General features: G+C 69.8%; 11 protein-coding genes. 4 read left to right on the forward strand and 7 right to left on the reverse strand.

The window, feature by feature from the left end:
• The first annotated feature begins 192 nt into the window (after nt 1–192).
• Together GBZ26_RS18205 and GBZ26_RS18210 are read left to right on the forward strand one after the other, a co-directional pair.
• The gene (locus GBZ26_RS18205) at nt 193–1,152 is read left to right on the forward strand and encodes an SH3 domain-containing protein (protein ID WP_174440052.1); all 960 of its coding nucleotides are present in this window, start codon (nt 193–195) and stop codon (nt 1,150–1,152) included.
• Between the two features lie 159 nt (nt 1,153–1,311).
• Entirely contained in the window at nt 1,312–2,898 is a 1,587-nt protein-coding gene (locus tag GBZ26_RS18210) for a DUF3369 domain-containing protein (RefSeq protein WP_174440053.1), read from the forward strand.
• A gap of 46 nt (nt 2,899–2,944) precedes the next feature.
• Here GBZ26_RS18210 and GBZ26_RS18215 read toward each other — a convergent pair whose 3' ends face one another.
• From GBZ26_RS18215 to GBZ26_RS18245, 7 genes are all read right to left on the reverse strand, one after another.
• Entirely contained in the window at nt 2,945–3,454 is a 510-nt protein-coding gene (locus GBZ26_RS18215; protein WP_246653663.1) for a response regulator, read from the reverse strand.
• A gap of 527 nt (nt 3,455–3,981) precedes the next feature.
• A complete protein-coding gene (pheT, locus tag GBZ26_RS18220; protein WP_174440054.1) occupies nt 3,982–6,378 on the reverse strand; it encodes a phenylalanine--tRNA ligase subunit beta in 2,397 nt (798 codons plus the stop codon).
• Nucleotides 6,379–6,391: 13 nt separating this feature from the next.
• Nucleotides 6,392–7,459: a phenylalanine--tRNA ligase subunit alpha gene (pheS, locus tag GBZ26_RS18225; RefSeq protein WP_014238728.1), complete on the reverse strand. Its 1,068-nt coding sequence runs from the start codon at nt 7,457–7,459 to the stop codon at nt 6,392–6,394.
• A 123-nt stretch (nt 7,460–7,582) separates the two neighbouring features.
• Nucleotides 7,583–7,954: a 50S ribosomal protein L20 gene (gene rplT / locus GBZ26_RS18230; RefSeq protein WP_014238729.1), complete on the reverse strand. Its 372-nt coding sequence runs from the start codon at nt 7,952–7,954 to the stop codon at nt 7,583–7,585.
• Between the two features lie 21 nt (nt 7,955–7,975).
• Complete coding sequence (rpmI, locus tag GBZ26_RS18235) at nt 7,976–8,176, reverse strand: 50S ribosomal protein L35 (protein WP_094301526.1); 201 nt, start codon at nt 8,174–8,176, stop codon at nt 7,976–7,978.
• A 166-nt stretch (nt 8,177–8,342) separates the two neighbouring features.
• Nucleotides 8,343–9,293 carry a prolyl aminopeptidase gene (pip, locus tag GBZ26_RS18240; protein WP_174440055.1) on the reverse strand — a complete coding sequence of 317 codons (951 nt, stop codon included), beginning with the start codon at nt 9,291–9,293 and terminating at the stop codon, nt 8,343–8,345.
• Between the two features lie 69 nt (nt 9,294–9,362).
• On the reverse strand, nt 9,363–10,283 hold the full coding sequence (locus tag GBZ26_RS18245) for a thermonuclease family protein (protein WP_246653664.1): 921 nt from the start codon (nt 10,281–10,283) through the stop codon (nt 9,363–9,365).
• Nucleotides 10,284–10,478: 195 nt separating this feature from the next.
• Between GBZ26_RS18245 and GBZ26_RS18250 the strand changes: the two genes are divergently transcribed.
• Together GBZ26_RS18250 and GBZ26_RS18255 are read left to right on the forward strand one after the other, a co-directional pair.
• Nucleotides 10,479–11,978: a M48 family metalloprotease gene (locus GBZ26_RS18250; protein WP_343207229.1), complete on the forward strand. Its 1,500-nt coding sequence runs from the start codon at nt 10,479–10,481 to the stop codon at nt 11,976–11,978.
• 118 nt (nt 11,979–12,096) lie between these two features.
• Nucleotides 12,097–14,079: an adenylate/guanylate cyclase domain-containing protein gene (locus GBZ26_RS18255; RefSeq protein ID WP_174440056.1), complete on the forward strand. Its 1,983-nt coding sequence runs from the start codon at nt 12,097–12,099 to the stop codon at nt 14,077–14,079.
• Nucleotides 14,080–14,182 lie beyond the last annotated feature (103 nt).

The raw sequence follows: 14,182 nt of genomic DNA on the forward strand, positions 1-14,182 counted from the left end.
AATCGGCCTTCCCCTTTCTTCCGGGGGGGCAGGGGTTTTTAAAAGAGAGCGGGGGGGGGCCCGCGCGGCCTGACCGGCCCCGCCGTTCCATGATATCCGTTCCGTGACATCCGAACCGGCGCGCACGCGCCGGGTTGCCCCGGCGGGCCGGACCGATGCAAAATGGCCCCTCCTCCAAAGGGGCCGACCGCCGTGCGCACGCGTTCCACCACCGCCTTCCGCGCCCTGGCGCTGCGGCTGATCCTGACCGCGGCGACGATGTGGTTCGCCCCGGACGCCGCCCTGGCGCAGAGCCCCGTCGCCATCGGCGCGCCGCTGACCGGCGAGGTGGTCCTCAACCGCGACATCGAGGTGCGCATCGGCCCCGACGCCGACGCCCGGATCATCCAGACCCTGCCGCGCGGCAAGGCGCTGAACGCGCTGGGCACGCCCCGCGGCACCAGCTGGACCGAGGTCGCCATCGGCGGCCAGCCCATCGGCTACGTGCCCTCCGACTCGCTGGACCCGGCGCTGATGGTGTCGCGCTCGATCACCGCCGCCATGGGCGCCACCGCCGCCGGGGCCAACGCCGGCGGATCGCCCCCCTCGGCCGGCAGGCCGCCGGTCATCCACCGCAGCGCCGCCGTGGTGCCGCGCAGCGCGTGGGAGATCGCCGCCCAGGTGCCGGCCCAGGGCTATGTCGTCGCGGCGGACGCCATCAAGGCGACGGAGATCCTCGACAACAAGAAGCGGCGCAGCTTCACCCTGCGCAAAGGCGACGTGGTCAGCCTGATCGACTCCGCGAACGGGCGGGTGACGCTGGGCATGCCCGGCCGGACGCGGGCGGTCGCCACGGCGGAAAGTCTGATCGGGGTGGTCGCCCCCTACCCGCTGCCCGGCATGCCGCCGATCGAGCCGGGGGCGCTGTTCGCCGCGCGGCTCGGCGAATATGTCAGCCACGCCGAGGGGCTGCGGGCGTGGCAGGAGTTCACCTACGGACCCGGAACCGCCTACCGCGACCTGCCACCGATGGTCTGGCCGGTCTTCCGCGGCGCCCGCACCACCTACCAGATGGGCGTCGGCCCCTTCACCCGGACCCAGGTGGACAATGTCTGCGGCGCGTTGGCGCAGCGCTCCATGGACTGCTGGGTGATCGAACTGGAGACCTTCTGACCCCCGGCGGCGCCGTCCGCCAAGCGGCAGCCACTCGCCGCATCCGGTAAATTACTGAGCTTTTTCGACGAAAATGCATCGATCGTGGTGGTAGGCGGGCGCGTCGGTGCCATGTTAATCTTTCTTACTTCCCCGCCCGCTCCGCCCCAGGCTTTGCCCATGACCGACTCCGACGACGAGTTCCTTTTTCTGGACGACCAGGACGGCGACGGCAACGGCGAAACCGGGTCGCCGGCGACCGGCAACCGGTGGAAGATGATGATCGTGGACGACGAGCCGGAGGTGCACTCCATCACCAAGCTCGTCCTGGCCGACTTCGCCTACAAGGGCCGTTCCGCCCAGTTCATCTCCGCCTATTCCGCCGCGGAGGCGCGGACGATCCTGGAGCGCGAGGAGGACATCGCCATCATCCTGCTGGACGTGGTGATGGAGACCGACGACGCCGGTCTGCAACTCGTCCACCACATCCGGGAGGAGCTGAAGAACCGCCACGTCCGCATCATCCTGCGCACCGGCCAGCCGGGCCAGGCGCCGGAGCGCGCGGTGATCCTCGACTACGACATCAACGACTACAAGGCCAAGACGCAGCTCACCGCACAGCAGCTGTTCACCACCACGGTCGCCGCCCTGCGCTCCTACGAGGACATCATGGCGATCGAGATGAACCGGCGCGGGCTGGAGAAGATCATCGAGGCGTCGTCGTCGCTGTTCCAGGCGCGCTCGATGAAGCTGTTCGCGGCGGGCGTGCTGACGCAGCTGTCGGGCATCCTCGGCGTCGGGCCGGACGCCATCCTGTGCGTGCAGCGCGGCTCGGTCATCAGCGGCGCGGCGGACGGGCTGTATGTCCTGGCCGGGTCCGGCCGGTTCGAGACGCTGATCGACGAGCCGGCGGCCAACCATGTCGAGCCCGCCGTGCTGGCTGAGGTGAAGCGCTGCCTGGACTCGCGCAGCAACCGCTACGCCGCCGACCATTGCACGCTCTACATCCGCACGCCGAACGACCGCGAGAACGTGGTCTATCTGAGTTCCGACCGGCCGCTGTCCGACCTCGACCGCAACCTGATCGAGGTGTTCTGCCGCAAGATCTCCGTCGGTTTCGACAATCTGCATCTGTACGAGCAGCTGCGGCGCAGCCAGGAGCACACGGTCATCGCCATGGCCGATCTGGCGGAGCGCGCGTGCCATCCCGGCGTGGAGGCCGAAACCGGCCCGCGCATCGCCATGGTGACCGACCGCATCGCCCGCCGTCTGGCCGAAGAGGGGCGCCACCCTTCCGTTCTCGACACGGTGTTCCTGGAGTCGGTCGGTCTGGCCGCCATCCTCCACGACGTCGGCAACGCCACGTTGGACCCCGCCATCCTCGGCAAGACCGGGCCGTTGACTCCGGAGGAGCGGGCCATCATGCAGGCCCACACGACCACGGGCTGGGATTTGCTGGACCGCGCGAGCCAGCGGTCCGAGGGACGGACGCATCTGCATCTGGGGGCGGAGATCGCCCGGTCGCATCATGAGAATTGGGACGGCACCGGCTATCCCGACCGCCTGACGGGCGACGCCATCCCGCTGAGCGCCCGCATCGTCGCGGTGGCCGACAGTTTCGACGCCATGACCCGCGACCGCCCCTACCGCAAGGCGCTGGACCATGACGTGGCGGTGGCGGAGATCCGGCGCCTGTCGGGCAGCCGGTTCGATCCGCTGGTGGTCGACGCCTTCCTGGCGGTGTCCGGCAGCCTGCGCCGGGCGTGACGCCGGAAGGGATGCCGGCGCCTGTCGGAGAACGGCGGACGCGGGATCAGCCGGCGCCGCTCATCAGCGTGTCCACCATGTCCTTCAGCGGACCGATCTGCACCGGCTTGTGCAGCAGCCGGCAGCCCAGGGCGGCGGCTTCGGCCTGACGCTCCGGCATCGTGTCGCCGGTCAGGATCAGGGCGGGCACCGGGGCGCCGACATGGGCGCGCACCATCTCCACCGCCTGGGCACCCGTGCCGCCGGCCGGCAGGAAGTGATCGGCCAGGACCAGCCCGGGACGGCCGGGAGCCTGCGGCAGCCGCTGCGCCAGTTCGTTCAGCGACAGGGCGGTCAACACGTCGTACCCCCAGGCTTCGAGAAGAAGCGCCAGCCCTTCCACGATCGACCGGTCGTCGTCCACGACGATGACCAGCCGGCTGGCCTCGGCCGGCGTCCCTCCATCGCCATCCTCGCGGCGGAACGGGCCGCCGCCGTCCATCGGACCATGGCCGGCATCCCCGGTCATGGCGAGGACGGAGGCGGTTTTGGCGTGGTCGTTCGTTAAGCTCACCATCGGATTCTTCACCAGCTCTGAGGGCGACGGGGCCAGGGCACCCCGCGCCGTTTTCCCGAATGACCGCTTCAAAAAAGAATGAAAAATATTAAAAAAATCGAAATATCAGCCTAACGAATTTTTTGGAATGCCTGCCATGTATCGCGGAAAGAAAACATTCCATTTCTGAAATTTATAGGCTGCGATGCGCAGCATCGCGACAATACGGACGCATGTTTTGCAAACTTATGTTCATTCGCTTTATCTGATGGACCAACTCTATTCAACTCTGAAAAAGCGCATATGAGGCACACCCGAATGCCATGCCGAAACGCGCTTCAAACAACGGACCGCGGCATGTTCTCCGAATCCAGACGTGTCGCTTGCGGAACAATCCTTTGAACTGTCCGGATTGGGAGCCGTTCCATCCGGACATGGAAAAACAATGGGCCCCCGCCTTGCGGCGGAGGCCCGAACTTTGTCTTACGAAATTGAACCCTTTCCCAGATCCGCAGCCTTTGGATGCGCCTGGGTCAGGAGCGCGAACGTCAGCTGCGCAGGCTGCCGCCCGTGGCCTTGGCGACCGCGGCGACGATCTTCTGGCCGATGGCCTCGATCTCCGGCTCGGTCAGGGTGCGCTCGGTCGGCTGGAGCGTGACGGAGAGGGCGACGGACTTCTTGCCCTCCTCCAGGTTCGCGCCCTGGTAGACGTCGAAGACCGTCACGTCCCTGACCAGCGCCTTGTCGGCGCCCTTGGCGGCGCGGATCAGCTTGTCGGCCTCGACGTCCTTGCCGACGACGAAGGCGAAGTCGCGCTCCAGCGGCTGGAAGGGCGAGAGCTGGACCAGCGGACGCGCCGTGCCGCCCTTCTTCTTGGGCAGCGGGATGGCGTCGAGGAAGACCTCGAAGCCGACCACCGGACCCTTGACGCCCAGCGTGCCCAGCACGGTCGGGTGGATCTCGCCGAAGCGGGCCATCACCGTCGGGCCAAGGCGCAGCACGCCCGAGCGGCCGGGATGGTACCAGCCCGGCGCGTCGGTGGTGACCTGGAGGTTGGTCACCGGCGCGCCGGCGGCCTCCAGCACGGCCATCGCGTCGGCCTTGGCGTCGTAGGCGTCGACGCCGCGGGCCTTCTCCGCCCAGTGGCGCGGCACCGCGTTGCCGGCGCGGATGCCGGCGGCCACGATGTCCTGCCCGTCCGGCGACGGCTTGCGGAAGGCCGGGCCGACCTCGAACAGGCCGACGTCGGCGTAACCGCGGTCGGCGTTGCGCCCGGCCGCCTGGATCAGGTTGCCGAGGATCGACGGGCGCATGACGTCGAGGTCGGCGCTGATCGGGTTGACCAGCGTCAGCCCCTCGCCGACGCCGCCGAACAGCTCGGCCACCGGACCGGCCATGAAGGACCAGGTGACGGCTTCCGACAGGCCGCGAACGGCCAGCGTGCGCTTGGTCAGCCCGACGCGGCGCTGCTTGGTGGTCAGGGCCGGACGGGTCAGCACGCTCTCGCGCGGCAGCGGAGTCGCCGGGATGGCGTCGAAGCCGTGGATGCGCAGCACCTCCTCCACCAGATCGGCCTCGCCGTGGATGTCGGCGCGCCAGGAGGGGGGGACGACGCGCAGGGTGCCGTCCACATCCTCGCCGACGATCTCGCAGCCGAGATCGATCAGGATGCGGGTCTGCTCGTCGCGCGGCACCGCGACGCCGCCCAGCGCGGCGACCCGGCCCGGACGCAGCGTCAGGGTGCGGCGCCACTGCGGCTCCTCGCCGGCGATCACAAGGTCGGAGGCCTCGCCGCCGCAGATCTCAAGGATCAGGCGGGTGGCGCGTTCCATGCCCGACACCACCGCCGCCGGATCGACGCCGCGCTCCAGCCGGTAGCGGGCGTCCGACTCGATGCCCAGCTTGCGGCCGGTCTGCGCCGTGCGCACGGTGTCGAAGATCGCCGCCTCCAGAAAGACGTTGACCGTCGTCTCGGTGCAGCCCGACGCCTCGCCGCCGATGATGCCGCCCAGCGCCTCGGCACGCTCATGATCGGCGATGACCGTCATGCCCGGGTCGAGCGGGTATTCCTTGCCGTTCAGCGCCGCCAGCGTCTCGCCCTCGCGGGCCAGACGGACGACGATGCCGCCCTTCACCTTGTCGGCGTCGAAGGCGTGCAGCGGGCGCGACAGGTCGAAGGTGATGAAGTTGGTGATGTCGACCAGAGCGGAGATCGGGCGCAGGCCGATGGCGACCAGCTTGTCGTGCAGCCACTTCGGCGACGGGCCGTTCCTCACGCCGCGGAAATAGCGGCCGACATACATCGGGCAGGCGTCCGGCGCCTCGATGGTCACGCCGAACGGGCTGGCGAAGGCGCCCTTGACCGGCTCGGCGGCCAGCGGCTTCAGCCGGCCCAGACCGGCGGCGGCGAGGTCGCGGGCGATGCCGCGCACCCCGGCGCAGTCGGCGCGGTCCGGCGTCAGGCTGATGTCGATGACCGGATCGCCCAGGCCGGCGTAATCGGCGTAGGCTACGCCGACCGGCGCGTCCTCGGGCAGCTCGATGATGCCGTTGTGCTCCTCCGACAGCTTCAGCTCGCGTTCGGAGCACATCATGCCGTTCGACTCGACGCCGCGGATGACGCCCTTCTTCAGCGTGATGTCGGAGCCGGGGATGTAGGCCCCCTCCGGAGCGAAGACGCCCTTCAGGCCGGCGCGCGCGTTGGGCGCGCCGCAGACGACCTGGAGCTTCTCGGTGCCGGTGTCGACGACCAGGACGCGCAGCTTGTCGGCGTCCGGGTGCTTCTCGGCGGAGACGACGTGGGCGACGCGGAAGGGCTTCAGCTCCTTCGAACGGTCCTCCACCCCTTCGACCTCCAGGCCGAGGGCGGTCAGTTTCTCCACGATCTGGTCGAGCGTGGCGTCGGTCTCCAGATGGTCCTTCAGCCAGGACAGCGTGAACTTCATGGGTCCGGCTCCTTTAGCGCGTCAGGCCCTGGGCCATGCTGGGAACGTCGAGCGGCACGAAGCCGTAATGCTTCAGCCAGCGGAGGTCGGCTTCGAAGAAGGTGCGCAGGTCCGGGATGCCGTATTTCAGCATCGCCACGCGCTCGATCCCCATGCCGAAGGCGAAGCCCTGATACTTGGTGCTGTCGATGCCGCAGGCTTCCAGCACGTTGGGGTGCACCATGCCGCAGCCCAGGATCTCCAGCCAGTCGCCGTAGTTGCCGAGCTTCAGCTCGCCGCCCTTGCGGGAGCAGCCGATGTCCACCTCCGCCGACGGTTCGGTGAAGGGGAAGAAGCTGGGGCGGAAGCGCAGCGGCAGGTCGTCCACGTCGAAGAAGGCGCGGCAGAACTCGATCAGGCAGCCCTTGAGGTGGCCCATGTGGGTCGCCTCGTCGATGACCAGCCCCTCGATCTGGTGGAACATCGGGGTGTGGGTCATGTCGTAGTCGGACCGGTAGGTGCGGCCCGGCGCGATGATGCGGATCGGCGGCTTCTTGTTCAGCATGGTGCGGACCTGCACCGGGCTGGTGTGGGTGCGCAGCAGCATCTTCTTGTCTCCCGCATCGGGGAGATAGAAGGTGTCGTGCATGTCGCGGGCGGGGTGGCCCGGCGGGAAATTCAGGGCGGTGAAGTTGTGGAAGTCGTCCTCGACGTCCGGCCCCTCGGCGACGCTGAAGCCCATCTCGGCGAAGATCGCCACCATCTCGTCGATGGTCTGGCTGATCGGGTGGATGCGCCCCTCGGTCTCCGGACGGACCGGCAGGGTGACGTCGATGCGCTCGGCCTGGAGGCGGGCCTCCAGATGGGCGCGGGCGAGGTCGGCCTTGCGGCCGTCGATGGCCGCGGCGATCTCGTCCTTCAGCGCGTTGAGCTGCTGGCCGCGCTCGCGCCGTTCGTCGGGCGACAGCCCGCCCAGCTCCTTCATGAAGCCGGTGATGCGCCCCTTCTTGCCGAGCGCGGTGACCCGCACCTCTTCGAGGGCCGCGAGGTCGCCAGCGGCGTTGACCTGCGACAGGAGTTCGTCTTTCAGCGCATCGAGCATGTCATTTCCCGCGAGCCATAAGGAAGTGCGAGCGTAAAGAAAAAGGGAGCCGGCCCAGAGGCACGGCTCCCTTCTTTCGTGTCCGGCGCCGGACCGGGGTTTTCCGCTTGCGCGGCGAACCCTTTAGGCGGCGGCCTTGGAGGCGAGAGCGGCCTGGGCCTGATCGACGATGGCCTTGAAGGCCTCCGGCTCACGGGCGGCCAGATCCGACAGGACCTTGCGGTCGATCTCGATGCCGGCCAGCTTGATGCCGTTGATGAAGCGCGAGTAGGTCAGGCCGTACTGGCGCACACCGGCGTTGATGCGCTGGATCCACAGGCCGCGGAAATCGCGCTTCTTGTTGCGGCGATCGCGATACGCGTATTGAAGGGCCTTTTCGACCTTCTCGATCGCGATGCGGAAGTTCTTGGAGTTGCGACCCCGGTAGCCCTTGGCGAGCTTCAGGATCTTGCGGTGACGGGCGTGCGTGGTGACGCCGCGCTTAACACGAGCCATGGTTCAGATTCCCTTACGATATCAAGCGTTGCGCAGCCAGTTCTTCAGCACGATCTTCTGGTCCGGCTCGGCCAGGGTCATCATGCCGCGCGCGTTGCGCTTCATCTTCGGGCTCTTCTGCTCCAGGCAGTGGCGCTTGAAAGCCGCCTGGGCGCGCACCTTACCGGACGCGGTCACCTTGAAGCGCTTCTTGGCGCCGCTCTTCGTCTTCAGCTTGGGCATTTTCAATCCTTGCGTTGGATGTTCCCGACTGACGGTTGGGCATGCCCTGGGTCTCGGACCCGGCCTCGCCGCCCGTTGGAGCGCAGGGTTATACGCGCGGCCACGCCGCAACGCAAGGGGGAGCGATCGCGGGAGAGGTATGAGAGGGGCGGGCGGGCGCCCTTCCCTACCGGTACTCCTTGAAGCGCTCCGTCGCCTGGACCAGGGCGGCGCGGATGCCCGGTTCCATGGCGGAATGGCCGGCGTCGGGTACCACCCGGTAATCGGCCTCCGGCCAGGCGCGGCGCAGCTCGTCGGCGCTGGCGATGGGGCACACGATGTCGTAGCGGCCCTGGACGATCGCCCCCGGCAGGTGCCGGATGCGGTGCACGTCGCGCAGCAGCCGGTCCTCCGGGGTGAAGCGGTTGGAGCGGAAGTAATGCGCCTCGATGCGGGCGAGGCCCAGCGCGTGGGTGTCCTCGGCGCTCGTCGCGATCAGCTCCGGCGAGGGCAGCAGCGAGGAGCAGGAGCCCTCATACAGGCTCCACACCCGCGCCGCCGCCATGCGGGTCGCCGCGTCCGGCGCGTTGAGCCGCCGCCAGTAGGCCTCCAGCAGGTCGCCGCGCTCCTCCTGGGGAATGTGGCCGGCGAAGGTGGCCCAGGCCTCCGGGAAGATCGTGCGCATGGAGTAGAGGAACCAGTCGATCTCCGCCTTCCGCATCAGGAAGATGCCGCGCAGGATCAGCCCCAGGCAGCGCTCCGGGTGGGTCTGCCCGTAGGCCAGCGCCAAGGTCGATCCCCAGCTTCCGCCGAACAGCAGCCAGCGCTCGATCCCCAGATGGCGGCGCAGCCGCTCGGCGTCCTCCACCAGCAGCTCGGTCGTGTTGCGGCGCACCTCGCCCAGCGGGGTGGAGCGGCCCGCCCCGCGCTGGTCCATCACGACGATGCGGTAATGGCCGGGATCGAAGAAGCGCCGGTGCGTTGGCGAGGCGCCCGCCCCCGGCCCCCCGTGCAGGAACAGCACCGGCACGCCGCGCGGGTTTCCCGACTGCTCCCAATAAAGGGTGTGGATGTCGTCCACGGGCAGGAAGCCGGTCTGGTAGGGGTTGATGGGCGGGAAAAGCTCGCTGCGGGGCATGAAGAGGTCCTGTCAGTCCGGGCCGAATGGAAGCAAGTGTAGGACGCCCGTCCGTCGTCCGCCACAGGCTCACTCCTCCTCGTCGTCGGAAGGCTCCGGCGGCGGGGATGGATTGCGTCGTGCGGCGCGGACGGGCGGGCCGGGGCCATCCGGCCGCTCGTCGTCCAGCCGCTCGATCTGCTCGGGGTGGGTCGCCTCGATCAGCGGGCCGGCGCGCAGGCCCACCCAGCCGCGCACCCGGACGGTCCGGCCCTCGTAGGACAGCGGATCGATGCCGGCGGCGACGAAGGCCGGGAAGGCGGCCCGCCCGATGTGCACCGTGACGTCGGTCCGCCAGTCCTCGCCGAAATCCAGATAGGCGTCGCCGCCCGCCTTGCTCACCCGCAGCACCCGCCCCTCGACGATCTGGAAGCTGTCGCGGTCCCGGCGCAGCGCGTCGGGGTCGGCGGGCCGCACGGCGTAGGCGCGGGTCCGCCAGACGCCGCGCTCCGCCGCCCGCGCGCCGGCCTCCGTCGCCAGCATCTCGCGGGCCAGGGCGCGGGCGTCGGGCCGGGTGTGGACGCGGGCGAGGCCGCGCGCCAGCAGTTCCCCCTGGAGCCACAGCCCGTCGCCGCGCATTACCTGGGCCAGCAGGCGCCCGTGCCGATCGGTCCGCGCCTCCCCCCGCACCATCACGCGCTGCCCGACGGCCAGCTCCGCCAGCGCCTGCCGCGCCGCCTCGGCCAGCGGCCAGTGGTCGCCCGGCTCCGCCCCCATGGGCGGTGCGGCGGGCTCGATGCCGGCCAGACGCAGGCTGCGCCCGTCCTCCAGCAGCAGAGTGGCGCCGTCGGTCGCCGCGACGACGCGCAGCTCCGGCGGCCCGGCGGTGTTCGCCATCAGCAGCAGGGCGGACAGCGTCAGCGGAAGAATGCGGCGCGGCATGGCGGGTGTGGGGATGGAGCGGTGGAACAGGCGGTGCGGATGGGGAGTTTGATCTCTGCCGAGCCCCATCCGATATGACGACTCATGACGCCCGAACCGACGCCCGAACGCAAGCCGTCTTCCCTGTTTCCGCGCGACAACCGACTTTGCCGCCAAACCCCTCTCCCGTCCCGGGAGAGGGTGGCGCCGAAGGCGCCGGGTGAGGGTCGCACGAGGATCAAAGGGCTGATTCTTGGAATCACCCTCACCCTTCCCACGCTGCGCGTGGGCCCCTTCCCTCTCCCGGGGCGGGAGAGGGGGCATAATCAACATCAACGATCATCATCCCCGCTGCGCCGGATCGCCGCCGCGGGGCTGGCCGTCCTGCTGCTCACCTCGGCCTGCGCCCCGGCCAGCGCCCAGATCTTCGGCGGCAGCGAGGAGTCGATCGGCGCGCAGGAGCATCCCAAGATCCTCGCCCAGTATGGCGGGGCGTACCCCGACCAGCGGCTGCAGGCCTACATCACCGGCATCGGCAACCGGCTGGCCGCCCAGACCGACCGCTCCGGCCCCTGGACCTTCACCGTCCTGGACAGCGACGTGGTCAACGCCTTCGCCCTGCCCGGCGGCTATGTCTACATCACCCGCGGCCTGCTGGCGCTCGCCAAGGACGAGGCGGAGGCGGCGAGCGTGCTGGGGCACGAGATCGGCCACGTCATTGCCCACCATGGCCAGGAGCGGCAGACCAACCAGACCATCGCCGGGCTGCTCGCCGCCGGCATCGGCCTCGTGCTGGGCAGCCCGGAGCTGGCGCAGATCGCCAACATCGGCGGCACCGCCCTGCTCGCCCGCTACTCGCGCGGCCAGGAGTCGGAGGCCGACCGGCTGGGCATCGAGTATCTCCACCGCGCCGGCTACGACCCCTTCGCCATGGCGACCTTCCTGGAGACCATGCGCCGCGACACCCAGTATTCCGGCCTGCGCTCCGGCAAGGGTGCCGGGGAGGGCGGCTTCGACTTCTTCGCCACCCACCCGCAGACCGCGTCGCGCGTCGACGAGGCGGCGGCCATCGCCCGTGAGCTGCCCCGCGGGGCGCGGCCCGTCGATCCCTATATGACGGCGATGGACGGGGTCATCTACGGCGACAGCCCGGAGAACGGCTTCGTCCGCGGCCGGACCTTCGCCCACCCGCAGCTGGGCATCGCCTTCGACGTGCCGCAGGGCTACAGCCTGCTCAACGGGGCGCAGCAGGTGATCGCCAAGGGGCCGAACGGCGGGGCCCTTGTTTTTGATGGGGCCGTCTTCGACGGCGGCAAGGCGCCGGGGGCGCGCGACCCGGCCGCCTATCTGACCGGCACTTGGGCGCAGGGGGCGCCATTGCGGGACCTGCAATCCTTCACCGTCAACGGCATGCCGGCGGCGACCGCGCTGACCCAGGGCAAGACCGACGCCGGGGCGGTGGACGTGCGGCTGGTTGCCATCCGCGCCGACTCCGGCACCCTCTACCGCTTCACCTTCCTGGCCCCCGGCGGCGCGCTGTCGCGCTTCGACGCCGATTTCCGCCAGACCGCCGTCAGCTTCCGCCGGCTGACCCAGCAGGAGGCGGCGTCCTACCAGCCCCGGCGCATCCGCGTGCAGACCGCCCGCCCCGGCGACAGCGTCGAGAGCTTCGTCCGCCAGATGCCGCGGGAGCCCTACGCGGAGGAGTTGTTCCGGATCATCAACGACCTGCCGCCGGGCACGCCGATCCAGCCCGGACGACCGGTGAAGATCATCACCGGCTGACGGCACTCGGTTGAAGGCGCCCGGTTGACGGCGCTTGGTTGTCGGCGGGGTGACCGTTACAGGACGCGGCGCGATGGCCGATTGCCGATGGCCGCGTGCGTCCTGTAGGCTCCGCGCCATGGCTGACCACCCCACCAAACGGCGTTTTCTGCAAACCGGCTTGCGCGTCGCCCGGCTGAAGGAGGCCGTGCGCAAAAAGGGTGGTCCGCGCCGGACGCGCCCGCCCGCGCTGGGCCGTCCGCGCCTGCGCCTGCCCATCGCGGCGGTGCTGGTGGCGGGCTTCGGGTCGCTGATGCTGCTGGCGGTGGCCAGCGTGCTGGTGCTCGGCCTCGTCAGCGCCAGCCGCAACACCTTCGCTCTGCTGAACGACCGCGCCGACCTCGCTCTGTCGGGGGTGGAGGTGCGCATCCGCAACCAGCTCAACCCCGCGCGGGACATGGCCCGTTTCGTGGCCGGACTGATGGAGCGGGGGGAGCTGGACCCCGCCGATTCCCGCTCGCTCCAGGACACGCTGCGCGGCGCGCTGGCCGGAGCGCCGGACGTGACGGGCATCGCCTTCTTCCACCCCGACCGCACCGGCCTGCGCGCCGACCGTCTGGGCAACCAGCTCCACATCGGGCGGGAGGATCTGCGCCACGAGCCGGAGCTGGCGCCCGAACTGCGCAACGGCGCCGACCGCACAACGGCCGTCTGGGCCGACCCGCTGTGGTCGAAGGAGGCGGGGACCAGCTTCGTCACCCTGTTCCAGCCGGTGCGGCGCAACGGCACCTATCTGGGGCAGGTGGTCGTCGGCGTGTCGCTGGGCGACCTGTCGCGCTTCCTGTCCACGCTCTATGTGGAGCAGGGGCTGAACGCCTTCGTCCTGTTCGACCAGCAGCATGTGCTGGCCCACCCGTCGCTGGCCGGCATGAAGTTCGATTTCTCCGGCAAGACCGACGGCCCGCCTTTGCCGCGCATCGATCAGGTGGCCGACCCGGCGCTGGCGGCGCTCTGGCAGACCGGCCAGCCGGTGGACGCCCTGAAGAAGCGGGTGGAGGGCCGGATCGTCAACGTGCTGGACGAGGATTACCTGTTCCTGATGCGCAGCATGGCCGGCTATGGCCAGCAGGACTGGACCATCGGCATCAGCTTCCGCGCCAACGAGGCCAGCGCCGAGGTCCGCCGCCTCTACACCACCGGCCTCGCCGGTCTGGGCATCCTGCTGATCTCGGTGGCGGTGGCGCTGATCGTCGGGCGGCGCATCAGCGTCCAGGTGGCCCATCTGGCCGAGGCCGCCGACCGCGTCCGGACCTTCGAGTTCCGCGAGATTTCCGAGCTGCCCGATTCGCGCCTGCGCGAACTGGCCCGCGCCAACAGCGCCTTCAACGCCATGGTCGCCGGTCTGCGCTGGTTCGAGACCTATGTGCCGAAGGCCCTGGTGCTGCGGCTGATGCACCGCCGCGGCGGCCTGACCAGCTTCCAGTCGGAGGAGCGGGAGGTGACGGTGATGTTCACCGACATCCGCGGCTTCTCCCGCATGGCCGAGCATATGGGCGCCGCCGACACCGCCGCCCTGCTGAACGAGCATTTCACCCTGCTCGCCAACTGCATCGAGGCGGAGGGCGGCACGGTGGACAAGTTCATCGGCGACGCCATCATGGCCTTCTGGGGCGCGCCGGAGGAACAGCCGGACCACGCCGCCCGCGCGCTGCGCGCCGCCCACGCCATCACCCGCGCCGTCCGCGAGGGCAACCGCCGCCGCGCGGCGCTGGGGCTGCCGGCGATCCGCGTGCGCATCGGCCTGCATTCCGGTCCGGTGGTGGTGGGCAACATCGGGTCGGCAAGCCGGATCAACTACACGATCGTCGGCGACACCGTGAACGTCGCCGCCCGCATCGAGGAGTTGGCCTCCGCCCTGCAGGGGGACGAGGAGGTCATCGTCCTGTCCAGCGCCGCCACCGCCTTCCAGGGCGACGGCGCGGCCCCGCTGGACTGCGTCGGCGACCGGACGCTCCGCGGCCGGACCGGCACGACCGAAGTGTGGCGGGTCACCCTGGACGGCGAAGGGAACAACGGTGGCGGGGATGGCGCCGGGGCGGTGCGGGAGGAAGAGAAGGCGTAGCCGACCGCGCCCCCTCCACGGCACTCCCCCGCTTTGCGGGAGAGGGAGCCTTGAGCGAAGCGGCGGCAGTCCCCTCCACCTCAAAGAGGGGGAGGGTTAGGGT

Source organism: Azospirillum formosense (assembly GCF_013340925.1).
GTDB classification, from domain to species: Bacteria; Pseudomonadota; Alphaproteobacteria; order Azospirillales; family Azospirillaceae; genus Azospirillum; species Azospirillum formosense.